At 43.1% G+C, this 20,791-nt stretch carries 27 protein-coding genes; 22 read left to right on the top strand and 5 right to left on the bottom strand.

Going from position 1 to position 20,791, the window contains the following annotated elements:
- The first annotated feature begins 44 nt into the window (after window positions 1-44).
- The 3 genes from M1J35_RS16570 (at window position 45) to M1J35_RS16560 (ending at window position 2,414) form a co-directional block, all read left to right on the top strand.
- Complete coding sequence (locus M1J35_RS16570) at window positions 45-656, top strand: phosphatase PAP2 family protein (protein ID WP_254651763.1); 612 nt, start codon at window positions 45-47, stop codon at window positions 654-656.
- Window positions 657-708: 52 nt separating this feature from the next.
- Window positions 709-1,854: a glycosyltransferase family 4 protein gene (locus M1J35_RS16565; protein WP_254651762.1), complete on the top strand. Its 1,146-nt coding sequence runs from the start codon at window positions 709-711 to the stop codon at window positions 1,852-1,854.
- A 104-nt stretch (window positions 1,855-1,958) separates the two neighbouring features.
- On the top strand, window positions 1,959-2,414 hold the full coding sequence (locus M1J35_RS16560) for a DUF2663 family protein (protein ID WP_159362179.1): 456 nt from the start codon (window positions 1,959-1,961) through the stop codon (window positions 2,412-2,414).
- 56 nt (window positions 2,415-2,470) lie between these two features.
- Here the strand turns inward: M1J35_RS16560 and M1J35_RS16555 are convergent, their stop codons facing one another.
- Together M1J35_RS16555 and M1J35_RS16550 are read right to left on the bottom strand one after the other, a co-directional pair.
- The gene (locus M1J35_RS16555) at window positions 2,471-2,731 is read right to left on the bottom strand and encodes a spore coat protein CotJB (RefSeq protein WP_034758277.1); all 261 of its coding nucleotides are present in this window, start codon (window positions 2,729-2,731) and stop codon (window positions 2,471-2,473) included.
- Window positions 2,732-2,737: 6 nt separating this feature from the next.
- Window positions 2,738-2,959, bottom strand: a complete 222-nt coding sequence (locus M1J35_RS16550; protein ID WP_224519606.1) for a spore coat associated protein CotJA — start codon at window positions 2,957-2,959, stop codon at window positions 2,738-2,740.
- Between the two features lie 151 nt (window positions 2,960-3,110).
- On the opposite strand from M1J35_RS16550, the gene M1J35_RS16545 reads away from it, so the two are divergent.
- From M1J35_RS16545 to M1J35_RS16515, 7 genes are all read left to right on the top strand, one after another.
- Entirely contained in the window at window positions 3,111-3,746 is a 636-nt protein-coding gene (locus M1J35_RS16545; RefSeq protein WP_034758282.1) for a CBS domain-containing protein, read from the top strand.
- 74 nt (window positions 3,747-3,820) lie between these two features.
- Entirely contained in the window at window positions 3,821-4,189 is a 369-nt protein-coding gene (locus M1J35_RS16540) for a hypothetical protein (RefSeq protein ID WP_254651761.1), read from the top strand.
- A complete protein-coding gene (locus M1J35_RS16535; protein ID WP_254651760.1) occupies window positions 4,182-4,946 on the top strand; it encodes a metallophosphoesterase in 765 nt (254 codons plus the stop codon). The genes M1J35_RS16540 and M1J35_RS16535 overlap by 8 nt, the downstream gene beginning before the upstream one ends.
- A 97-nt stretch (window positions 4,947-5,043) precedes the next feature.
- The gene (locus M1J35_RS16530) at window positions 5,044-5,955 is read left to right on the top strand and encodes a MerR family transcriptional regulator (protein ID WP_034758288.1); all 912 of its coding nucleotides are present in this window, start codon (window positions 5,044-5,046) and stop codon (window positions 5,953-5,955) included.
- A gap of 68 nt (window positions 5,956-6,023) precedes the next feature.
- The gene (locus M1J35_RS16525; protein WP_034758290.1) at window positions 6,024-6,608 is read left to right on the top strand and encodes an adaptor protein MecA; all 585 of its coding nucleotides are present in this window, start codon (window positions 6,024-6,026) and stop codon (window positions 6,606-6,608) included.
- Between the two features lie 261 nt (window positions 6,609-6,869).
- Window positions 6,870-8,147 (top strand): Glu/Leu/Phe/Val family dehydrogenase, encoded by a 1,278-nt coding sequence (locus M1J35_RS16520; protein WP_034758292.1) that lies wholly within the window; start codon window positions 6,870-6,872, stop codon window positions 8,145-8,147.
- Between the two features lie 222 nt (window positions 8,148-8,369).
- Window positions 8,370-9,335: a YpdA family putative bacillithiol disulfide reductase gene (locus M1J35_RS16515; protein ID WP_224519611.1), complete on the top strand. Its 966-nt coding sequence runs from the start codon at window positions 8,370-8,372 to the stop codon at window positions 9,333-9,335.
- A gap of 62 nt (window positions 9,336-9,397) precedes the next feature.
- On the opposite strand, the gene M1J35_RS16510 is transcribed toward M1J35_RS16515, so the two are convergent.
- Entirely contained in the window at window positions 9,398-10,372 is a 975-nt protein-coding gene (locus M1J35_RS16510; RefSeq protein ID WP_224519612.1) for an asparaginase, read from the bottom strand.
- 89 nt (window positions 10,373-10,461) lie between these two features.
- On the opposite strand from M1J35_RS16510, the gene prsW reads away from it, so the two are divergent.
- Window positions 10,462-11,145 (top strand): glutamic-type intramembrane protease PrsW, encoded by a 684-nt coding sequence (prsW, locus tag M1J35_RS16505; protein ID WP_034758297.1) that lies wholly within the window; start codon window positions 10,462-10,464, stop codon window positions 11,143-11,145.
- A 55-nt stretch (window positions 11,146-11,200) separates the two neighbouring features.
- Here prsW and M1J35_RS16500 read toward each other — a convergent pair whose 3' ends face one another.
- Window positions 11,201-11,545 carry a hypothetical protein gene (locus M1J35_RS16500; RefSeq protein ID WP_034758298.1) on the bottom strand — a complete coding sequence of 115 codons (345 nt, stop codon included), beginning with the start codon at window positions 11,543-11,545 and terminating at the stop codon, window positions 11,201-11,203.
- A gap of 258 nt (window positions 11,546-11,803) precedes the next feature.
- Here M1J35_RS16500 and sleB point away from each other — a divergent pair, with 258 nt between their 5' ends.
- The 8 genes from sleB to fni all read left to right on the top strand — a co-directional run bounded on the left by sleB (window position 11,804) and on the right by fni (window position 18,684).
- A complete protein-coding gene (gene sleB, locus M1J35_RS16495; protein WP_371928763.1) occupies window positions 11,804-12,604 on the top strand; it encodes a spore cortex-lytic enzyme in 801 nt (266 codons plus the stop codon).
- Between the two features lie 14 nt (window positions 12,605-12,618).
- Complete coding sequence (gene ypeB, locus M1J35_RS16490) at window positions 12,619-13,965, top strand: germination protein YpeB (protein WP_229592353.1); 1,347 nt, start codon at window positions 12,619-12,621, stop codon at window positions 13,963-13,965.
- A gap of 168 nt (window positions 13,966-14,133) precedes the next feature.
- Window positions 14,134-14,760, top strand: coding sequence for a flagellar brake protein (locus M1J35_RS16485; RefSeq protein WP_254651759.1), 627 nt, complete (start codon window positions 14,134-14,136; stop codon window positions 14,758-14,760).
- A 52-nt stretch (window positions 14,761-14,812) separates the two neighbouring features.
- On the top strand, window positions 14,813-14,989 hold the full coding sequence (locus M1J35_RS16480) for a YpfB family protein (protein WP_159362177.1): 177 nt from the start codon (window positions 14,813-14,815) through the stop codon (window positions 14,987-14,989).
- Between the two features lie 125 nt (window positions 14,990-15,114).
- Window positions 15,115-15,783 (top strand): (d)CMP kinase, encoded by a 669-nt coding sequence (cmk, locus tag M1J35_RS16475; protein ID WP_371928682.1) that lies wholly within the window; start codon window positions 15,115-15,117, stop codon window positions 15,781-15,783.
- A 1-nt stretch (window position 15,784) separates the two neighbouring features.
- The gene (locus M1J35_RS16470; protein WP_254651757.1) at window positions 15,785-16,366 is read left to right on the top strand and encodes a lysophospholipid acyltransferase family protein; all 582 of its coding nucleotides are present in this window, start codon (window positions 15,785-15,787) and stop codon (window positions 16,364-16,366) included.
- Window positions 16,367-16,485: 119 nt separating this feature from the next.
- Complete coding sequence (gene rpsA / locus M1J35_RS16465) at window positions 16,486-17,619, top strand: 30S ribosomal protein S1 (protein WP_034760590.1); 1,134 nt, start codon at window positions 16,486-16,488, stop codon at window positions 17,617-17,619.
- A 12-nt stretch (window positions 17,620-17,631) separates the two neighbouring features.
- Window positions 17,632-18,684, top strand: a complete 1,053-nt coding sequence (gene fni / locus M1J35_RS16460) for a type 2 isopentenyl-diphosphate Delta-isomerase (protein ID WP_254651756.1) — start codon at window positions 17,632-17,634, stop codon at window positions 18,682-18,684.
- An 85-nt stretch (window positions 18,685-18,769) separates the two neighbouring features.
- Here the strand turns inward: fni and M1J35_RS16455 are convergent, their stop codons facing one another.
- The gene (locus M1J35_RS16455; protein WP_079533103.1) at window positions 18,770-18,892 is read right to left on the bottom strand and encodes a YpzI family protein; all 123 of its coding nucleotides are present in this window, start codon (window positions 18,890-18,892) and stop codon (window positions 18,770-18,772) included.
- Window positions 18,893-18,999: 107 nt separating this feature from the next.
- Between M1J35_RS16455 and M1J35_RS16450 the strand changes: the two genes are divergently transcribed.
- The 3 genes from M1J35_RS16450 to M1J35_RS16440 are packed head-to-tail and all read left to right on the top strand — an operon-like array spanning window position 19,000 to window position 20,695.
- On the top strand, window positions 19,000-19,614 hold the full coding sequence (locus M1J35_RS16450) for a YphA family membrane protein (protein WP_224519617.1): 615 nt from the start codon (window positions 19,000-19,002) through the stop codon (window positions 19,612-19,614).
- Window positions 19,611-20,507: a YIEGIA family protein gene (locus M1J35_RS16445; RefSeq protein ID WP_224519618.1), complete on the top strand. Its 897-nt coding sequence runs from the start codon at window positions 19,611-19,613 to the stop codon at window positions 20,505-20,507. The genes M1J35_RS16450 and M1J35_RS16445 overlap by 4 nt, the downstream gene beginning before the upstream one ends.
- The gene (locus M1J35_RS16440; RefSeq protein ID WP_034758320.1) at window positions 20,504-20,695 is read left to right on the top strand and encodes a capping complex subunit for YIEGIA; all 192 of its coding nucleotides are present in this window, start codon (window positions 20,504-20,506) and stop codon (window positions 20,693-20,695) included. The genes M1J35_RS16445 and M1J35_RS16440 overlap by 4 nt, the downstream gene beginning before the upstream one ends.
- Window positions 20,696-20,791 lie beyond the last annotated feature (96 nt).

Raw genomic sequence — 20,791 nt, 5'->3', positions numbered from 1 at the left:
GTGTTTTTTTTGTTGGTGATTTACATTCATTTGCAACAATCGCAATGAGAATTTACATGGAATTAGTAGAAGCATTACATACCGAAAATATAATGAAACTGACATATCAGTATCGAGAAGGGGTTGATGGAATGGACAATATGCTGACGCGCTTTCGTCATGCAGATGATAAGTTGTTTTATAGGATCAATGGCAGTAAGGAGCTTTATCGTTCATTCTTTGGATATGTAACTCACTTGGGAGGAGCGAGGTTCAGTGTGGGATCCATCTTCATCTTATTCTTCCTGGGTCAGTATTATAGTTGGCTCATGGATACGGTCATTGCGGCTGCTGTCTCCCTGATCATCAGCCATATCCTGATGATGTTGCTGAAAAAAGGGGTCAAAAGAATCCGTCCATATATGACATTACCGGGGGCGATCATTCATGGCTATCCATTCAAGGATCACTCATTTCCTTCGGGCCATTCAACGGCTATTTTCTCCATCACCATCCCTTTTATGATCCACTACCCGATCACGATGCTCGTTCTGTTCCCGTTGAGCTGGCTCGTTGGGTATTCAAGAGTCGTCCTGGGTGTCCATTATCCTTCAGACGTATTGGCAGGTGCGTTTCTGGCATTTGCCACGACAATGATGGTTATCTTGTTTATCTAAAGAAGCTAACGGAAAGCTAAGATTGCATGCAAACCAAAAAGGGGGAAGGGTAATGAGAGTGGCGCTTTTTACTGATACGTTTTATCCGCAGGTAAACGGAGTGGCAAGGACGTTAAAAAAACTGACGGATCATTATGATAAGAGAAGGATTGAATACAAAGTGTTCACACCTGATCTTCAGCATAAAGGGGAGAATTATCCTAATGTGCACTCATTCACGAGTTTCCCATTCTTTCTTTATCCTGAATGCCGGACGGCCATAGTAAATCCAAAAACAATCCGAAAGCAGCTAATGGATTTCTCTCCCACATTGATTCATGTTACCACGCCACTGACGATGGGGCTTTATGGAATCCGTGGAGCAAAGAAATTGGACCTCCCCCTTGTGGCTTCTTATCATACCCATTTTGATGTTTACTTGAATTATTACAAAATGATGTGGGCAGCCCCATTATTATGGAAATATATGAAGTGGTTTTATTCACATGCCGACCGCATCCTCGTCCCTTCTGAAGAAACGAGGATGCATCTGGTGAATCAGGGCTTTACCGACCTGTCCATATGGGGGAGAGGGGTCGATTGTGCGACGTTTTCACCCAAGAAGCGAAACTCCTCCCTTAGGGAAAAATTCAAGATTGATAAGAAATATATCCTCCTTTACGTAGGGAGGCTGGCACCAGAGAAAGACTTGGATACACTTGAAAAAACGATCAAACACCTTCCAAGGGAAGTGAAGGATCGAGTCCAATGGCTCATCGTCGGCGATGGACCGCTAAAGAAAGAGCTAATGGATAAGACCCAGGGTGAAAATGTCATCTTCACAGGCTATCTGACAGGGGAAGAACTTGCAGAAACGTATGCCTCCTCCGATTTGTTTGTCTTCCCTTCAGCTTCTGAAACATTTGGGAATGTCGTACTGGAAGCACTGGCATCAGGGTTGCCTGCCGTAGTCGCAGACAGGGGAGGCGTGACGAATATCGTCGAGCATGATCATACGGGCAGGGTTGCAGAAGCTCATCGATATCAATCCTTCATCCACCATATCATCGAATCTCTGGATGAAAGCCGGCTGATCTACATGAAACGAAAAGCACTTCAGATGGCTGAAAAACAATCCTGGGATACTATCTTCGAAAAACTCATAACTGAATTAAGGGAAGTGAGCTCCTTCCATAGCCAAACGCAGCGGTATGGATGAAAAAATAGTCAAAAGGGATCCTCAAAAGGGGATCCTTTTTCATGTGCTGATTCTATCTCCCTGGACATGCTCATATGCTTTAAGGAGGGGAGGAGTGGATAAGGATGGACCGTGGAGGAAAGGAATTTGGGGAGTGGACAGATCAGGCAACGGAGCAAATGCTCTATAACCTGATTGAGAAGAAACAAAAATTTGATAGGGCGAAGGCCCTTCACCTCTATATATTATGGGGGGCAATGTTTGCGTCCTTCTTTTTTCTATATTATTTGACGAAGTTCGTGTTGGACCCTTATTCATACTCATTTGCCGCCATGTTCTCAAGCTTTGTATCAGATTCCATTCATTTATTCATGGTCCTTTTTTTGGTTGTGCTATTCGGAGCTGCCAAAATACTATATGAAAAGAAGGAAAAGAAAGAAAAAGAATTTCATGCATTAAGATGCGAAATCATCGATCGCAGTAAAGATTTATGGAAAGAAGAAGCGTGGAAAAAGAGGCATCATGTATACGATAAGATGAAGAAAGAATGGGATATCAATCTGTTCCATGGCAGTAAATGAGAACCCAGTGCTTAAAGGGAAGCACTGGGAGTGGCTTTAACAGACATGCACATCCCTCACACTTGCCATGGCCAGGGGGCTTCCTTCCAATCCCACGGGTAATTGGAGTAGCTGTACCCAAAATGGGTCAGTGGGCCGAATTCCTTTTCAAATTTCTTTTTAATTTGTTTTCGGGTTTTGACATACATATTGTACTGTGAGATGGCCTCATGATCTTCCGGGTGGGTATCAAGGTACAGAGTGAGGTCGACAATGACGAAATCGACCGCCTGCAGTTCTTCCAACACTTCATAATAATGGGCGGGAAGCTGTTTCATATGGGATCACTCTCCCTTCGCTTTTTCGTAGGGACTATAATACGGATCATAAAATACTTTCCACAGTGTCCCTTTCTGCAATGCCTCTTTAGGGGTATATTGTTCTAAATTTGGTGGTTGAAACCCAAGATACAGGTTTGGGGGAGTCGAATATACCTTCCGTGTAATCGGCTTACACGGGTCATAGGGACTTATATACGGATAATATGCTTTATAGAATTCATGCATACCGATTCCTCCTTTAAATGAATTCCTTCGTAACAACATATGATTGGAGGAATGGGAACATGTTAATTTATATAAATTCATTAGAATGAAGGGAAATACAAGGGAAATGTTGAATACTTAAGATGTAGGAAATTAATGATGAGGTGGTCAAATGTTTGTTAAAAATGCCATGATACCGAAACACAAATGCTATGTGGTGGATGTAAACGATTCAGTTGAAAAGACGCTGACGGTGCTTGAACACCATAAAATCGACGGGGTACCTGTCCTTTCGAATGAAGAGTTTAAAGGCGTAGCGACCCGTTACAATATCTATCAAAGCTTCTTCCTTTCCGGAATGGACAAGGAATCCTTTCTCAAAGAGAAAAAGGTCAGTGATATCATAACGGATTCGGACAAATATATAACCGAAAAGGATGTATTTGAAAATGCATTGATCGAATTAAAGGATTCGCCGATCCTCCCGGTGGTGGCCGAAAATAATAAGTTCCTGGGACTCGTTACACGCTTCGACGTCCTGGATCAATTCAGGAGTGCATTCGGCATGGACCAGAAGGGAGTCCGCATCGCTTTCTCTTCTGTAGAAACGGAAGGGCGGATCGCAAGGCTCGGTGACATCATCCAACAATATTCAGAATCAGTGATATCCCTTGTAACATTCGATGAATCCGATAAATTATTACGTCGTATTGTCCTGAAGGTGGAAAAGAAGGACAATATGGATAAGTTCCTTCATAAGTTAGAAAAATCAGGTTTCCGGATTCTCGATATCCATGAAGATGAATAATTGAATAAATCCCTGTATGAAACAAAATCCTTCTCATAAGATTTATGGGAGGGATTTTTTTGATCAATCATTTCATGAAACTGATAATGACGTTTCTTTTAGGGTATCTATTCATTACTTGGTTTCCGGCATCCGAACGATTTACAAATCCGGATTTCATTGTGGAAATGGTCCTCAATCCTGTACAGTTCTTCGCTGCGTCCATTGCTTTTATGATCGGGGTCATGGTCCAGGTGAATGTACTGAAAGCTGAATTCTATTCTGTCCTTCAATTTTGGAATGGAAAACTACATAAAGAATCGATCCTCATTCCATTTCACTTAGCGGTGATCTACGTGTTGAGCGGGTATGGCATATGGCAAACCATGATTTTTTCCTGTTCAGCCATTTTTTATGGTATCATTTCAATAGATTTTCGCCGTCAAGGAGGCCACAATGCTTGAAATTAGTATGATTTTATTGGCAGGGGGAGCAAGCCTCCTCTTTTATATGGTATATGAAGCCCGACGTAACATCGTAAAGATTGAAAAGGTGAAGCTGCCTCGCTATCCCCGACAGATGAAGCCTGTATCCCTTTTTTTTATTTCTGATATACATAAACGGGAAATTTCAAATGAAATCATTGAAGAAGTGAGAGGGAAAACGGATCTTGTCATTATCGGCGGGGACCTGTTGGAAAAAGGAGTGCCTTTTTCCAGGGTCGAACGAAATCTTGACAAACTCCTGACGTTGGGAAGCGTTTATTTCATATGGGGAAATAATGATTATGAAGTGAATACGAGCAGGTTAAAACAAATATTCAAGAAAAAAGGAATCATCGAAATCGTCAATTCCTCAGTGAAGGTAAAGGTTCATAACGGTGTCTTGAACTTGATAGGGGTGGATGACGCAAGTACCCAGAGGGCAAATTATGAGGCTTCACTTGAAGGGGTACACCCTGATGAATTCAACCTTTTGATCAGTCATGATCCAAGACTTGTGAATCAAGTTCGGAAAGAAGACGGAATCGACTTCATGATAAGCGGACATACACACGGGGGGCAGATTCGTCTGTTCGGTTGGGGGATGTATAAAAAAGGAAGACTTGAAACTCTCCCGGAGACCACCCTATTAGTAAGCAATGGCTACGGGACCACCGCTATTCCTTTGCGGCTGGGTGCCCCGGCGGAAACCCACTTGGTGATGATAGATAAAGGTTAAAATGAACAAATGTTATTCATTACCTATACAAATTTTACACAATGAGGTTTCTCGGGTTATAATTTTAGAGAGATGAGAAATACTTGGGGGACTATTTATGAGCAATGATAAAAAGTTGGAAGGCAAATACAACATTAAGGCTGTGTCTACCATTTTAGGGATTCAACCTGGAACATTGAGGGCATGGGAGAGAAGATACCAGATCATTGCTCCTGTGCGGAATGAATCCGGGCACCGTTTGTATACCGAACAACATTTAAATATATTGAAATGGCTGGTTGAAAAGGTCGATCAAGGCTTTACCATCAGCCAGGCCGTTGCGTTACTGGACAAACAGGAGCTGGAAGAGAATGAAATCACATCCTCTGAACAGAAGGATCGTACCCAGACGATTTCCGATGATCTCTTGAAGGCTTTATTGAGTTTTGATGAAACGAAAGCCCATGAATTGATCAACCAGTCGTTTTCGGTGTATACCATCGACAAAGTGGTCATCGACATTCTCGGCAGCCTCCTGGTCAGGATCGGTGATTTATGGGAAAATGATGAAATCACGACGGCCCATGAGCACTTTGCCACTTCCATCCTCAGGTCCCGTATCGGTATCATCATGCATTCTTTCCCACATAACGGGATATTACCCAAGGTAGTGGCTGTCTGCGGCCCTGGAGAATGGCATGAATTAGGGTTGTTGATTTTCACCCTTTACGTACGAAGGAAGGGGTTTGAAGTCATCTATCTGGGATCCAGCATAAAAGAGAATGATATTGAGGTCGTATTGGATGAAGTGGATCCAAAGTTTTTATTCTTCTCGTGCACACTGTTTGAAAATGTGGATAACCTTCTTTCACTCGTTACATCCTTAAAGACCGAGCGGAAGGATCTCGTAATCGGAATGGGCGGTTTCGCCGTCGATCATCTGCCCAAAGACGTAAAAGCAGAATTTGATGAACACATCGTGGGACAATCCAAATCCGAATGGGAACATTGGCTCAAAAGTAAATTATAAGAGCATGCACTGTTTTTTGCCCCTTACATAGTATGATGATAAATCGTCACACTCTAGGGGGTACGAAGATGAAGCTCGAAAGAATTTCGGACAATAAAATAAAATTTTCCATTAGTGTAGAAGAGTTGGAACAAAAAGGGTTATTTGAACAGGACCAATGGAAAGATTCCTATATGTGGCATGATCTGTTCGAAGACATGTTAGATGAAGTACAAGGGAAGTTCGGCATCGAAACACAAATGGAAATCACAGTGGAGATCGAATCCTTTGATGACCAGGAAATCTGTCTGATCCTCACGTTGGAGTCTGAGGATGACTTTTCCGACTGGGAAGAAGGTACCGAAATGATGAAATCCATGAACGATCATGATGTTCTCGTGTATTTCAATGATTTCGAGGACTTACTCAACCTTCTCAAACGGATCAATGAGATGGGAAAGCTGAGCCATTCCCTCATTCAATGCAGTATTTTTCACTATGAAAAAAAGTATTACGTACTTATAGAGAATTTGCTTGAAGGCGACAGTTTCGTCCTTGAAGCGATTTGCGCCGAATATGGTCAACACTCGACGATCACAAAGCATATTCTGATGGAATATGGCCGAGTTGTGTTACTAAGGGATTCCATTAAAAAAATATTACATTATTTTTGACTCGTTCATCCTTGTATTGTATGTTTACCCCCTTTGAATATATATTTTATGTTTGATCTTATAAGAAAATCGTCTTTTTGCACTCTCAGGGTCTCCTGGGGGTGCTTTTTAGAAATTCTTATTCTAAAATGATAGCGTTTTCAAAAAAATATCCCATATTGAATTTTCCTTCTTTGCAAGTGCAAATCAAACGTGTATACTATGTCATGAAAGCGGACGAGGTTCTGCTAAACAGTGAAGGATACTGGGAGGTTTACATACATGGTAGCCGAAAAGGGGAAAGAAAATCATCAAAGTTCAGAACAGCATGATGTGCTGAAATCTACACAAACGGTTATTCATCTTGCACTCGATAAATTAGGGTATTCAGAAGAAGTTTATGAATTATTAAAAGAACCAATTCGTATGTTAACGGTTAAAATACCAGTCCGGATGGACGATGGAAAAGTAAAGGTTTTCACGGGCTATCGTGCCCAGCATAATGATGCGGTCGGACCGACTAAGGGCGGTATCCGCTTTCATCCAAACGTTTCGGAGAAGGAAGTTAAAGCGCTTTCCATTTGGATGAGCTTGAAATGCGGAATTGTCGATCTTCCCTACGGGGGAGGTAAAGGCGGAATCATCTGTGATCCCCGGGATATGTCATTCAGAGAGTTAGAGCGATTAAGCCGTGGATATGTGCGTGCCATCAGCCAAATTGTCGGACCTTCTAAAGATATTCCGGCACCGGATGTTTTCACCAACTCTCAAATCATGGCGTGGATGATGGATGAATACAGTCGCATTGATGAATACAATTCTCCAGGATTCATTACCGGTAAACCACTGGTGCTAGGAGGATCCCACGGCCGTGAAACGGCCACTGCCAAAGGGGTGACAATTTGTATCCATGAAGCGGCGAAGAAAAAGGGAATCAAACTCGAAGGGGCACGGGTGGTCGTTCAGGGGTTCGGGAATGCCGGAAGCTTCCTTGCCAAATTCATGCATGATGCCGGTGCGAAGGTGATCGGGATATCCGATGCCTACGGCGGCCTGCACGATGAGGACGGCTTGGACATCGACTATCTGCTGGACAGACGCGACAGCTTTGGAACGGTCACGAAGTTGTTCAATAATACGATTACAAATGAAGAACTGCTGGAGCTGGATTGTGATATTCTAGTGCCTGCTGCCATCGAAAATCAAATCACGGATAAGAATGCCCACAATATCAGGGCAAGCATCGTCGTCGAAGCTGCCAACGGCCCGACCACACTGGATGCGACGAAGATCTTGACAGAACGCGGTATCCTATTGGTACCGGATGTGTTAGCGTCCTCGGGTGGCGTGACGGTTTCCTACTTCGAATGGGTTCAGAACAATCAGGGGTATTACTGGACAGAAGAAGAAGTGGAAGAGAAACTGGAAAAGATCCTAGTTAATTCTTTCAATAATGTGTATGAAACGTCACAAACAAGAAGAGTGGATATGAGGCTCGCAGCCTATATGGTCGGGGTAAGGAAAATGGCGGAAGCCTGCAGGTTCAGAGGGTGGATTTAGCGACATACTAAAAGGGTGGGGACAAGATACCCCACCCTTTTTTCTATTGGGATCATATTCAATGGCGCCCATATAATGAGTGTGGATCACGGGAGACCGAGGGCTCCTTTTTGACCTGGACGCAATCTTATTCCATAATAACTGAGTAAAGACTTTTTAAAAATCTGAAGTGTACGGATGAACTTGATCATTCAGATAGAGGAATTGAAGGAGTGTCTGAATTTGAAAATGGAAGAATGCATAATTGTAGGCGGAGGACCGTGCGGGTTGTCTGCTGCCATTAGTCTCAAAGAAAAAGGAATCAATCCTTTGATCATTGAAAAAGGAAATATCGTCAATGCGATTTACCACTATCCTACCCATCAAACCTTCTTTTCGTCGAGTGAGAAGCTTGAGATCGGCGATGTACCATTTGTCATTGAAGAGCATAAGCCGAGAAGGAATCAGGCATTGGTCTATTATCGCGAAGTGGCGAAGCGTAAAAAGCTGAGGATCAACCGATTTGAAACCGTTTATAAAGTAGAGAAGCACGACGACAGCTTTACGGTGACGACTTCTAAGGGCCATTACGAAAGTAAGTCGATCGTCATCGCAACCGGATACTACGATAACCCGAATTATATGGAGATCCCGGGAGAGGAACAAGAGAATGTGTTTCACTATTTTAAAGAAGCCCATCCTTTTTTTGATACGGATGTGGTGGTCATAGGAGGCAAAAACTCCGCGGTTGATGCAGCACTCGAATTGAATAAAGCGGGGGCAAGGGTCACCGTTTTATACCGGGGTAGTGAATATTCCAAAAGTGTCAAGCCCTGGATTCTCCCGAATTTTGATGCGCTAGTAAGAAACGGTGAAGTAACGATGGAGTTTCAGGCATGTGTGGACGAAATAACAGGGGATTCTGTTCTTTACAACGTGAATGGAGAAAAGAAAGAAGTCAAGAGTGATTTTGTGTTTGCCATGACCGGCTATCATCCCGATCACAGCTTCCTGACGAAAATGGGGATAGAAATCGATAAGGAAACAGGACGTCCGGCCCACAATCCCGAAACGATGGAAACAAATGTAGCCGGCGTCTATATTGCGGGAGTCATTGCCGCAGGAAACAATGCCAATGAAATCTTCATAGAAAACGGTCGTTTGCATGGCGGATTGATTGCAGGATCCATCACGGAAATGAAAAAATAGAATGACAAAGAGGCTCGAGAGAGGAGCCTCTTTCTTTCGTCTTTTTTACTTTTTGTCGTTTACTAGTTTTTGAAAATCGCTTCAAGTTCTTTCATATCATGTATTTGGGAAAGGGCGACCACAAGCTTGATTCTGGCTTTTTGTCCATTTAGACCGTTAGAGAAGATGACCCCTTTTTCCTTCAGTTGTTTTCCTCCACCTGAATATCCGTAAATGTCCTGGACGATCCCATTGAAGCATCTCGAAACCAAAACGACGGGAATATTCGCTTCTAACAGTTCCTCGATGCCCATCACGGTTTCCGGTGGGAGATTCCCCTGTCCCAATGCTTCGATGACGACCCCGTCGTACTGAAGCTCTTTTATCGCCCGCAGTAAACCTGAATCCATTCCTGCATACGCTTTTATGAGTGTCACCCTCTTGGAGATGTCACACACTTCGTAGTGTTCGTTAGAGGTCGGCTGGTGATGGAAGAGGACCCCTCTTTTCGTCACGATCCCGATCGGTCCATACTGTGGGCTTTGAAAAGTAGATACATTGCTCGTATGGGTTTTGGTCACATTTTTCGCAGAATGGATCTCATCGTTCAGGACAACCAGAACCCCTTTGTTCATGGATTTGTCGTCCGCTGCTACACGTACAGACGAAATCAGGTTATATAAACCGTCAGCCCCGATTTCATTGCTTGATCTCATCGCCCCCGTCACCACGATCGAGATGGGGAGGGAGAGAGTCAAGTCCAGGAAATAAGCTGTTTCTTCCAATGTATCTGTTCCGTGGGTGATGACGACCCCGTGAAATGGCTTTTCCTGATACTTTTCTTCGATGGTCTCTTTCAGCTGCTGCATATGCAGAGGCGTAATATGAGGGGAGGGCAGATGGAATGCTTCTACTACACTCAGATTCGCCAGATTTGAAACGATGGATGTTTGCACAGAGAGCGGGTTTTCTTTTCCCGGTGAAACGGCTCCGGTCTGTTCGTCTTCCATCATCGAGATGGTGCCGCCTGTATGTATGACTAAAATATCTTTCTTCATTATTCATTCCTCCAACCATTTAAATTCCTATTTCCAATCCTACATTAACATGATACGATTAAGAAAACCGAAAGAAAAGAGGACTTTTTATGCTGGTGATTTTATCAGCGGGTATAGCACCAGGATTAGCATTGTTAAGTTACTTTTATTTACGGGATCAATATGAGGCCGAACCCATTACATTGGTGTTTAAAACGTTTATGTACGGGGCCCTTATTACCTTTCCGATTATGTTTCTACAATATGTCCTGGAAGTGGAAGGGATCATTGATTCCAATTGGTCTACAGCCTTCATTTCTTCCGGGTTCCTCGAAGAGTTTTTTAAGTGGTTTATTTTGATGTTTGCCATCTTCCAACACGTTGACTTCAACGAACCCTATGACGGGATCGTGTATGGGGCCAGTGTTTCCCTTGGGTTTGCTACAGTGGAAAATATTTTATATTTGATCGCCAATGGCGTAGAGCACGCATTTGGGAGGGCGGTACTCCCTGTATCCAGTCATGCCCTTTTCGGGGTCATCATGGGGTATTATTTAGGGAAAGCCAAGTTCTCTTCCCGAGAAGAAAGGCATAAATGGCTTTTTCTGGCCATTTCGGTGCCTATCTTGTTACATGGAACCTACAATTATATTTTCCTTTCTGAGAAAAACTGGGTTTACTATATGGTTCCGTTTATGTTTTTCTTATGGTGGCTGGGATTAAAGAAAGTGAAGAGTGCCCATCAGCTGACAGAGAAGAAGTACAAAAGGGAACTGAAGAAAGAAGTCATTTAAAGACGTTTGTGAATAAGTGAATCAGAAGAACCCCCGCTAATTGCGGGGGTTCGGTTTATTTATAGGCAGCAGCTAGATCAGTTTTTGGGGATTCTTTCCGCTTCACTTCATCAATTTTGTTCACAAACATCTGAAATACTTTACGTTTTTCATCCAAGTCGCGTATGTATTCTTTCAATTCACTATACTTTTCTTCAAATGGCTTATGATACATTTCCCTGATATTTTCAATGATTTCCTCATTCACCGTGGATTGAATGACCTGCTTTGTAATTCCGTATTTATAGGAATAGACCTTCAGTTCTTTTTTTACTTCCTCATAATCTGTATTGATTTGATCCAATACCTCTGAAATATCTTCTTTCCATTCATCCAACGATTTCGCTAAATAATCCTCCATCATGACCCTCCTGTTTGAATTAATGAAGTATCCCTCACTCATTATAACCTTACTTGTTTACATCCTTTTTGCTGAGACATTACAGTGTCTTATCAAAGTGCTTCACTTGTGCAGGCGCTTTTTCCTGTTTTCAAATTTTAATGATTCCACTTGTATAAAATGGGAGCCTCTACAAAAACTAGAGTTAATGTTAATTGAAGATATGGAGGTTAAGGCATTATGAATAGTCGTTTCAAATGGGTTTCTACTTCAGTCGTCATGGTGCTTATGTGTTCTCTTCTTATGATTTCTTCTGAAGGTGAGAAGGCAGACGCTTTTACGAATCAGGTCATTCAGCATGGCGCAACGGGTGAGGATGTAATCGAGCTTCAATCCAGACTTCAATATATCGGATATTATAACGGCGATATTGATGGTGTATTTGGATGGGGGACCTATTGGGCGCTCCGAAACTTTCAATATGAGTTCGGTCTTCCGATCGATGGCCTTGCCGGTGCGAAAACAAAAGAAAAACTTGTGAAAGCATCAAAGTACAATAAGGAATATGTGAAGAATCAAATTGAAAAAGGCAATGACTTCAGCCATTATGGCGGGACAGATTTAGATAAACAAGGAGGTTCGACAGGTGGGGGAGGGGCAAAGGCTCCTGCTCAAAACAAGCCGGCACCTTCTAAGCCGACGGCGGTGAATACACCGAATGGTTTCTCTCAGAATGACATTCAATTGATCGCAAACGCAGTATATGGAGAATCGCGTGGTGAACCATACGAGGGACAAGTAGCTGTAGCAGCAGTCATTCTCAATCGGATAGACAGCTCAGCGTTTCCCAATACCGTGGCAGGGGTCATCTTTGAACCAGGTGCGTTCACAGCCGTAGCTGACGGACAAATCTGGTTAACCCCTAATGAAAGAGCAAAAGAAGCGGTGTTGGATGCCATTAACGGTTGGGATCCGTCATCAAGTGCCCTGTATTACTTTAATCCAGCGACGGCAACAAGCAAGTGGATTTGGTCCCGTCCCCAAATCAAGAAAATTGGAAAACACATATTCTGTAGTTAAAGAGGTGAAGGGAATTGCTACGTATCATTTTAATTACGGTACTCGTCCTCGGTGTTGCAGGTACCGCTTTCTGGGGATACCAGGAACACCAGGAGAAAAATGCGATACTGATCAATGCGGAAAATAATTATCAAAGAGCATTTCATGAATTGACTTACCAGGTGGACCTGCTTCATGATCAAATCGGTTCCACTCTTGCCATGAATTCACGGAAGTCACTATCACCGGCACTAGCCGATGTGTGGAGATTGACGTCACAGGCTCACAGTGACGTAGGTCAGCTTCCTTTGACGCTGCTGCCATTTAATAAGACGGAAGAATTCCTGAGTAATATCGGTGACTTCAGCTATCGTGTAGCTGTAAGGGATTTAGATAAAAATCCATTGACGGATAAGGAATATAAGTCATTGGAAAATCTGTATAAACAAAGTGCCGATATTCAAAATCAGTTACGTCAAGTCCAGCATCTTGTCATGGAAAACAATTTGCGATGGATGGATGTGGAAATGGCTTTGGCTTCAGGGGATGAACAGGCAGATAATACCATAATCGATGGATTCAAGACTGTTGAGAAAAATGTAACCGGATATGATGAGGCGAACTTTGGCACGACTACCTTCGTCAACACGGAGAAAAAAGATCAGAACTTTAAGAAGTTAAAAGGGAAAGAAATTTCCAAAGAGGAAGCAGTCAAGATATTGAGAAGATATTCCGGTATCCCTAAATCAAAAGATGCAAAAGTTTCAAAAAGTGGGAAGGGTGCCGATTACAAATTCTATAGTGTATCAATCGGAAATGGTAACACCGAAGCGAGCATGGATATCACCCAAAAAGGCGGGTATCCGATCTGGTATATCAATAACCGTAAAATCAAGGAACCAAAGATCAGCTTGAACAAAGCAGCTGAAAAAGCGACGGCTTTCCTGAAGGAAAATAACTTCCAGAAGCTTGAACTTTTTGAGAGTGCACAATATGATAACATCGGTATTTTCACATACGTGACGGTCCTGGACGGAGTGAGGATTTATCCTGATTCAGTCAAAATAAAAGTAGCGCTGGATAATGGACAGATTGTCGGATTTGCTGCTGAAGAATACTTAAAGAATAATCATGAAAGAGAAATCCCTAAAGCGTCCATTACAAAGGCAGAGGCGAAAGAAACGACGAACCCCAACCTGAAGATAATGGAAGAGCGCCAGGCAGTGATCGTGAACGACCTTAACGAAGAAGTGCTTTGCTATGAATTCATGGGTATGCTGGGTAAAGATACCTATAGAATATTCGTCAATGCAAAAACAGGAGAAGAAGAGAAAGTAGAAAGGCTCAAAAAAGCAGAGCCCATTTATGAAGAAGTCGTTTAACACTAGAGGGACGGACCTCCAACTTGGAGGTCCGTCCCTCTCTTTTTTATTGGAAAATTCAGAATGGAGTTAAAAAAGGTATGGAAAGGAGAGGGATCTCGTGACATAATATAGATACATAATATGGGAAAGTGGGAATTTTGGACTATGATAAAAACAGGTACCACATTGCAATTGGAGCCTATAGATAATGAAACATTTGATCGATATAGATGCAGGGTGGTCGAACTTTCCGAGGAGGGGATTTTTATCGATTATCCCATCCATACCAAAACGGAGAAAGCCGTTTTTTTAATCGATGGAACACAGTTGAAAGCAAGCTTCACCTTCAATGAACAGACCGTCCTGATGTTTGAAACGGAAGTGATGGGCCGTAAATTATCCAAGATACCGATGATCCACCTGCACTATCCAGGGGATGAAGGGTTAATGAAAGTCCAGAGAAGGCAATTCGTTCGTGTAGATGCGAATACCGACATTTCATTAAAGAAAAATGGTCAGTTTTACCCTACGATCACGGAAGATCTCAGTGCAGGAGGATGTGCTGTGGTGGTGAGGAAGGGAATGGATTTGAAAAGTGGCGACAGGCTGTCCACCATCATCGTCCTCCCGATGCAGACAGGGGAGTGCCGGTATGCAGAAATCGAAGGGAAAGTGATCCGGGTATGGGAAAAGGAACACAAACAAATTGCAAGCATCGAATTTGTTCATTTAACTGAAAATCAGAGGCAACATATTTTAAGGTATTGTTTCGAAAGACAGCTTGACTTAAGAAAAAAAGGCTTACTTGAATAAAAAAACGAAATGTACACATACTTTTTCTTAGTAAGGAAAAAGGGTGATCACAGTGAAAAGGGTAGAAAGAATTTTAATCAAATTAGCCATCATACATGTCATATTATTAATAGCGGTCCAGTTTGTATTTCATCAACTGAATGTCCTTCCCGAGCTTCATAAGCTTGTATTCTACGAAGGAGTGGAGAAAATGGAGTACAGTGAAATTGTAGAAACCCTATCACGTTAGAGCAGGAGATGAATCCCTGCTCTTTTTTTTGAAAAAGACTCCAAAAGTAAGAATCTATAAACGGAAAGTGAGATTTATGTTAAAATGGGTAAGAAAATTATTAGGAACTTAAGTAGGTGGATGAATTGAAAAAATTAAGAATTGCAATCGATGGTCCTGCAGCTGCAGGGAAAAGTACTGTTGCAAAGATTGTGGCAGGAAAATTATCTTATCTTTATATTGATACCGGGGCGATGTACCGCTCTTTAACGTATAAAGCTTTGAGCAACAACGTAGACTTGCATGATGAGAATGAATTGAATCAATTATTGTCTGAAACAACGATCGAACTTGAACCTTCTGAAATGGGACAGCTTGTATTCCTGGACGGGAACGATGTAACGGATGAAATCCGTCAAGCTTCCGTGACCAATTCAGTTTCCCATGTGGCCGTTCACTCCGGTGTAAGGGAAGAAATGGTGAAGAGACAGCAGCTGCTTGCAAAAGAAGGCGCTGTAGTGATGGACGGAAGGGATATCGGCACCCATGTCATACCTGATGCGGAAATCAAGGTTTTCTTACTCGCGAGTGTGGACGAACGAGCCCAAAGGAGACATGAGGAGGATCTCTCGAAGGGATATCCGAGTGACCTGGAGCAATTAAAAGAAGAAATCGCCCGCCGTGACAAGATCGATTCTGAAAGGGAAGTGGCCCCATTGAAAAAAGCCGAGGATGCAACGGAAATAGACACCACTTCCCTTTCCATTTCAGAAGTTGTTGACCAAATCATGATATTAGTAGAAAGGAAAGGTTAAAGTGAACCTATATACCTTTGCCAGAGGTCTCGTTAAGTCGATCCTTTCCCCTTTGTACCGGATAGAGGTGAAGGGGCTGGAGCATTTCCCGGAAGATGGGGGTGTTTTACTATGCGCCAACCATATTGATAATCTGGATCCCCCCGTTGTAGGGATCTCAGCCCCAAGGCCAGTATCCTTCATGGCGAAAGAAGAGCTCTTCAATGTTCCCGTGTTGGGGAAATTGCTGCCTGACTTACGTGCATTCCCTGTGAAAAGAGGGATGAGCGACCGGGAAGCACTCCGTAAAGGATTAAAGATCCTGAAGCACGGAGATGTTTTAGGACTGTTTCCAGAGGGTACTAGAAGTAAAACAGGGCAAATAGGCAAGGGATTGGCCGGAGCGGGCTTCTTCGCTCTCAGATCTGAAGCTTATGTCGTACCCTGTGCCATCATCGGCCCATATAAGCCATTCAGGAAATTGAAGGTTGTGTTCGGACCGCCGATCCCGATGGATAGTATCCGTGAAGAAAGATTAAATGCGGAGAAAACGACGGAAATCATCATGAAGCATATTGAAGAGTTGATACTTGCGAATCAATAATATAAGGTTTCCCGCTTGACAAAAAGTAGTATTTATTAGAAGTTAGTAGAAAGAATATTTTAAATTGCGAAGTCTCACAATAATCAAAATCTTTGCAGTCATGGATTAAGGAGGAGTACATAATGGAAGACATGAATGGAATTGAAGTGAAGAATCTTGAAATTGGTGAAAAAGTTAAGGGGACAGTCACTAAGGTTGAAGAAAAACAAGTCTTAGTCGACGTTCAAGATAGTAAAGTGGATGGCATCATTCCAATTAGTGAACTCTCAAGCCTTCATATTGAAAAAGCTTCTGATGTAGTCAGTGAAGGGGATGTACTTGAGTTAATCGTGACAAAAGTGGAAGAAGAACTTCTGGTTCTATCCAAACGTAAAGTGGATGCCGAAAAAGCATGGGAAGAAATGAAGGTCCGCTTTGAAAATGGAGACGTCTTCGAAGCTGAAGTGAAAGACGTTGTGAAGGGCGGTCTTGTCGTTGATCTTGGAGTAAGGGGATTTGTCCCGGCATCATTGGTGGAAGATTACTATGTCGAGGATTTCTCCGATTATAAAGACAAAACCTTATCATTCAAGATCGTTGAGCTGGATCAGGAGAAGAATCGTTTGATCCTGTCCCACCGAGCAGTGGTCGAAGCAGAGAAGCAGCAACAGAAAAAACAACTGCTGACAGATATCGAATCGGGTGCCGTCCTTGAAGGGACAGTCCAGCGGATTACGGATTTCGGTGCATTCGTGGATATTGGTGGAGTGGACGGACTTGTCCATATTTCCCAACTCTCCCACGAACATGTAGAGAAGCCTTCGGATGTCGTGACTGAGGGACAAAAAGTACAGGTGAAGGTCCTGAGTGTCGATCGTGACAACGAACGGATTTCTTTATCCATCAAAGAAACCCTCCCTGGGCCATGGAGTGACATCACAGGCAAGGCTCCTAAAGGAAGTGTGTTGGATGGGGTCGTAAAACGACTTGTATCTTATGGTGCATTTGTAGAAGTGTTCCCTGGAGTGGAAGGACTTGTTCACATCTCTCAAATTTCGCATAAACATATCGGTACTCCGCACGAAGTGCTTCAGGAGAACCAGGATGTAAAAGTGAAGGTGCTTGACGTGAACGAAAATGAACAACGCTTATCTTTAAGCATCAAGGCACTTGAGGAAAAAGAGGAAGAAGTAACGGATTACGAAATGCCTGAAGAAAGCACCGGCTTCCAATTAGGTGAAATGATTGGAGACAAATTAAAAGATCTTAAGTAATGGTGATGAATTGTGACGAGAGCTCAAAGAAAGCAAGACCACATTAATTATGCTTTGTCTACCGGTCAACAGCGGAAGACCGGTTTTGATGAAGTGGCTTTTGTCCACCAAAGCTTACCGAATATAGCAGTAGATGAGGTTCATCTGCAGTCTGAGATTGGCGAACTTACATGGAGTTCGCCAATTTTCATAAATGCTATGACGGGTGGAGGTGGAGAATCCACTACAAAAATCAATCAGGAATTATCAATTCTTTCCAGGGAAACGGGGCTCGCCATTGCGGTAGGATCGCAAATGTCAGCACTTAAAGACCCTGCTGAACGAAAAACGTATGAAGTCGTACGGAAGCACAACCCGGATGGGATGGTTTTCGGGAATTTGGGAAGTGAGGCCACTGTTCAACAGGCAAGAGATGCCGTTGAAATGATTCGAGCCGACGCCCTGCAGATTCATTTGAATGTAATTCAGGAATTGACGATGCCTGAAGGGGACCGTGACTTCCGGGGTGCATTGGAGAGGATACAGAATATTGCCGAGAATCTTTCTGTACCTGTGATTGTGAAAGAGACCGGGTTTGGCACTAGTAAAGAGGCTGCCAAATCCTTGTCCGGCTCAACGATTTCAGCCATCGATATAGGCGGATTCGGCGGAACGAACTTCTCAAAAATCGAGAACCAACGGAGAAAGCGTATGCTGGATTTCTTTGATGAATGGGGGATCCCCACTGCGATATCGATTGCCGAGAGCTACGCTGTCTCAGATAAGCCGATCCTGGCTTCCGGTGGCATCCAGAACAGTCTGGACATCGTTAAGTCCCTTGGTTTAGGGGCATCCGCTGTTGGGATGGCCGGCGTCATCCTTAAACAGCTCCTGGAATCGGGTTTGAACGATACCATTGAAGAAGTGAATCAAATTCATACGGATATTCAATTTTTAATGTGTGCTCTCGGATGTAGACGGATTGACGATCTTCATAAGGTGCCCATGGTGCTATCAGGCCACGTATATCATTGGCTTGAGACGAGAGGGTTGAATCCCCGGGGGTACAGCAATAGATGTATGTAAAAAGAACGAATTCTCATGAGTGAGAATTCGTTCTTTTTTTTTGTTGCAGGGGTTGAGTCGGTCGGTTTTGATTCGGTTTGGTGGACTAGCGTTTAGCTTTTTCCGGTCCTTCGACGCCTGTCGCTCCGTTGTAATGTAAGCCCTGGTCACGGTCTGATTCCACGCGCTTGCTTTGTTTCAGCTTTTTCTCTTGTCGATCTTTACCCACTTGAAAACACCTCCTTTCTTTATTTTTTCTTTGGAAAGTTGATTCATACATGAATGAGATACATAAAGATTTTCCATAATGTAGATAATAGGAGGGAGAGTGTACTGATGGATGGGATATTGTATTTGTGGTTACTGTGGGGAATATGGGTATATACGACATTTTTAATGAGAAAGACGCATCCGGAACGTTTTCGTTATTCGTTTCTCTGTTTATTGCTTCTTTGTGTATTTCCTTATGGAATGATGGTGGGTCCTTTAGAAGTATCATTCCCTGTTATTGTACTTGCACTCATTTGTATTGTTTATATACGAAATTTAAGCTTGAGAGAGAAGCTATACATGCTTGTAGCTGTTCTCTCCATGGGGATGCTCTACGCTGGAATCGCTCTGATTTCCATTTATGACCCGGTACTTATGTTTATAGATCGGGATATCATCCTTTCTTTGTCGTTGGTGCTTGTAGGTGTTCTATTCTACAGTCTCTCCACCCAATACAGGCTCCGTCTCATTGCGGTTGCTTTAAGCAGTGTGATCGGCGACTTTTTTCTGAGCATTCCATTAAACAAGGTGGGATTTTATTATTCGATTGGAGGTCCTGCTTACCTGGACGTGCTTGCTCTAACCATCGGGCTTTTATCAGCCTTGAAAATAGTGGGGGAATTAAATCAGGCTGTTCACATCAAGACACAAACAAATAAGGGGGAAATGAAGAATCTATGAATGTGTATGTGTATCCGGTGATCTTTGGTGTGGTGGTGGGGACCCTGACAAGGATTTATATGCTTCGCACCGACTATCGCCAATATCCAACTTATCTGCACGGAAAGATTATCCATATAGCCCTTGGGTTCATTGCAGCGGGGCTAGGTACCATCGCCATTCCGGCATTACTTGAGGAGAATTTTACGGCGATTACATTCTTGACCGTTGCGGCCTCACAGTTTCGGGATGTGAGGAATATGGAGAGAAACACTTTGACAGAACTGGATGCTTATGAACTTGTCCCAAGAGGGGCTACATATATTGAGGGAATTGCCGTTGCCTTTGAAAGCCGGAATTACTTAGTCATCTTCACCTCTCTTCTTGCCACCATCGCGTACATCGTCATTAATATATATGCGGCTATAGTGATCAGCGCGATCTGTATGGTATTGGCTCATAAACTGATGGCTGGCGGACGATTAAAGGACATTGTCGACATTGAATATGTGGAGCCGCGTTTTGACGGAGCGGGTTTATATGTTGATAATATTTACATCATGAATATAGGTTTGAAAGTAAGGCAGGAGGAGATCTTACGATATGGGATGGGGTTTATCCTTTCGCCTAAATCCTTCGATGCAAGGTCGACACTCGCCAATCTGGGTCAGCGTCAGGCCATTCTCCATGATATGTCCACTTCCCTCGGGATCTTTAAGGATTCGGGGACTCCTGCTTTGACACCGCTCGCCAAGAGGGATCTAGATGATGGGAGAGTCGGGGTGTTTGTCCTTCCGCAGCGAAAGGACGTAGAGAAGGCAATTGCCATCCTTGGGCAGGTACCAACACTGGAAAATGCCATAAGGATGCCGTCTGAGTCGAAAGCGAATCAGGAGGGGAGTAAATTAAAATGAGTACGACGATACAGAAATTCATCCTCGCAACCGTCACCACCACTCCTGAAAAAGTACCGAGTGGAACAAGTGTGTTCTATTGTAAAACGGATGATGAATTACAAAAGATCTGTGCAAACCTGGAAGCCATCCTGGACGGGATTGCCCATGAATTAGACGAGGGACTCTTCATCATTGTAAAACATTGATTGCCAGTTTATTCTTTTACTGATAAAATAGTAAAGTTAGGGGGGACTGTCCCATAAGGAAGCATTACCTTAAGGGCCGGTCCTTCTTGTGCCAGT

The organism is Rossellomorea sp. KS-H15a (genome assembly GCF_024195245.1).
In the GTDB taxonomy this organism is placed as follows: domain Bacteria; phylum Bacillota; class Bacilli; order Bacillales; family Bacillaceae_B; genus Rossellomorea; species Rossellomorea vietnamensis.
This window is presented reverse-complemented; position numbering and strand designations above follow the sequence as displayed.

What these genes read in the sequence shown, in the direction of transcription:
- M1J35_RS16570 (WP_254651763.1), top strand. Translation starts at nt 45, where the DNA reads ATGAGAATTTACATGGAATTAGTAGAAGCATTACATACCGAAAATATA.
- M1J35_RS16565 (WP_254651762.1), top strand. Translation starts at nt 709, where the DNA reads ATGAGAGTGGCGCTTTTTACTGATACGTTTTATCCGCAGGTAAACGGA.
- M1J35_RS16560 (WP_159362179.1), top strand. Translation starts at nt 1,959, where the DNA reads ATGGACCGTGGAGGAAAGGAATTTGGGGAGTGGACAGATCAGGCAACG.
- M1J35_RS16555 (WP_034758277.1), bottom strand. Translation starts at nt 2,731, where the DNA reads ATGAAACAGCTTCCCGCCCATTATTATGAAGTGTTGGAAGAACTGCAG.
- M1J35_RS16550 (WP_224519606.1), bottom strand. Translation starts at nt 2,959, where the DNA reads ATGCATGAATTCTATAAAGCATATTATCCGTATATAAGTCCCTATGAC.
- M1J35_RS16545 (WP_034758282.1), top strand. Translation starts at nt 3,111, where the DNA reads ATGTTTGTTAAAAATGCCATGATACCGAAACACAAATGCTATGTGGTG.
- M1J35_RS16540 (WP_254651761.1), top strand. Translation starts at nt 3,821, where the DNA reads ATGAAACTGATAATGACGTTTCTTTTAGGGTATCTATTCATTACTTGG.
- M1J35_RS16535 (WP_254651760.1), top strand. Translation starts at nt 4,182, where the DNA reads ATGCTTGAAATTAGTATGATTTTATTGGCAGGGGGAGCAAGCCTCCTC.
- M1J35_RS16530 (WP_034758288.1), top strand. Translation starts at nt 5,044, where the DNA reads ATGAGCAATGATAAAAAGTTGGAAGGCAAATACAACATTAAGGCTGTG.
- M1J35_RS16525 (WP_034758290.1), top strand. Translation starts at nt 6,024, where the DNA reads ATGAAGCTCGAAAGAATTTCGGACAATAAAATAAAATTTTCCATTAGT.
- M1J35_RS16520 (WP_034758292.1), top strand. Translation starts at nt 6,870, where the DNA reads ATGGTAGCCGAAAAGGGGAAAGAAAATCATCAAAGTTCAGAACAGCAT.
- M1J35_RS16510 (WP_224519612.1), bottom strand. Translation starts at nt 10,372, where the DNA reads ATGAAGAAAGATATTTTAGTCATACATACAGGCGGCACCATCTCGATG.
- prsW (WP_034758297.1), top strand. Translation starts at nt 10,462, where the DNA reads ATGCTGGTGATTTTATCAGCGGGTATAGCACCAGGATTAGCATTGTTA.
- M1J35_RS16500 (WP_034758298.1), bottom strand. Translation starts at nt 11,545, where the DNA reads ATGGAGGATTATTTAGCGAAATCGTTGGATGAATGGAAAGAAGATATT.
- sleB (WP_371928763.1), top strand. Translation starts at nt 11,804, where the DNA reads ATGGTGCTTATGTGTTCTCTTCTTATGATTTCTTCTGAAGGTGAGAAG.
- M1J35_RS16450 (WP_224519617.1), top strand. Translation starts at nt 19,000, where the DNA reads ATGGATGGGATATTGTATTTGTGGTTACTGTGGGGAATATGGGTATAT.
- M1J35_RS16445 (WP_224519618.1), top strand. Translation starts at nt 19,611, where the DNA reads ATGAATGTGTATGTGTATCCGGTGATCTTTGGTGTGGTGGTGGGGACC.
- M1J35_RS16440 (WP_034758320.1), top strand. Translation starts at nt 20,504, where the DNA reads ATGAGTACGACGATACAGAAATTCATCCTCGCAACCGTCACCACCACT.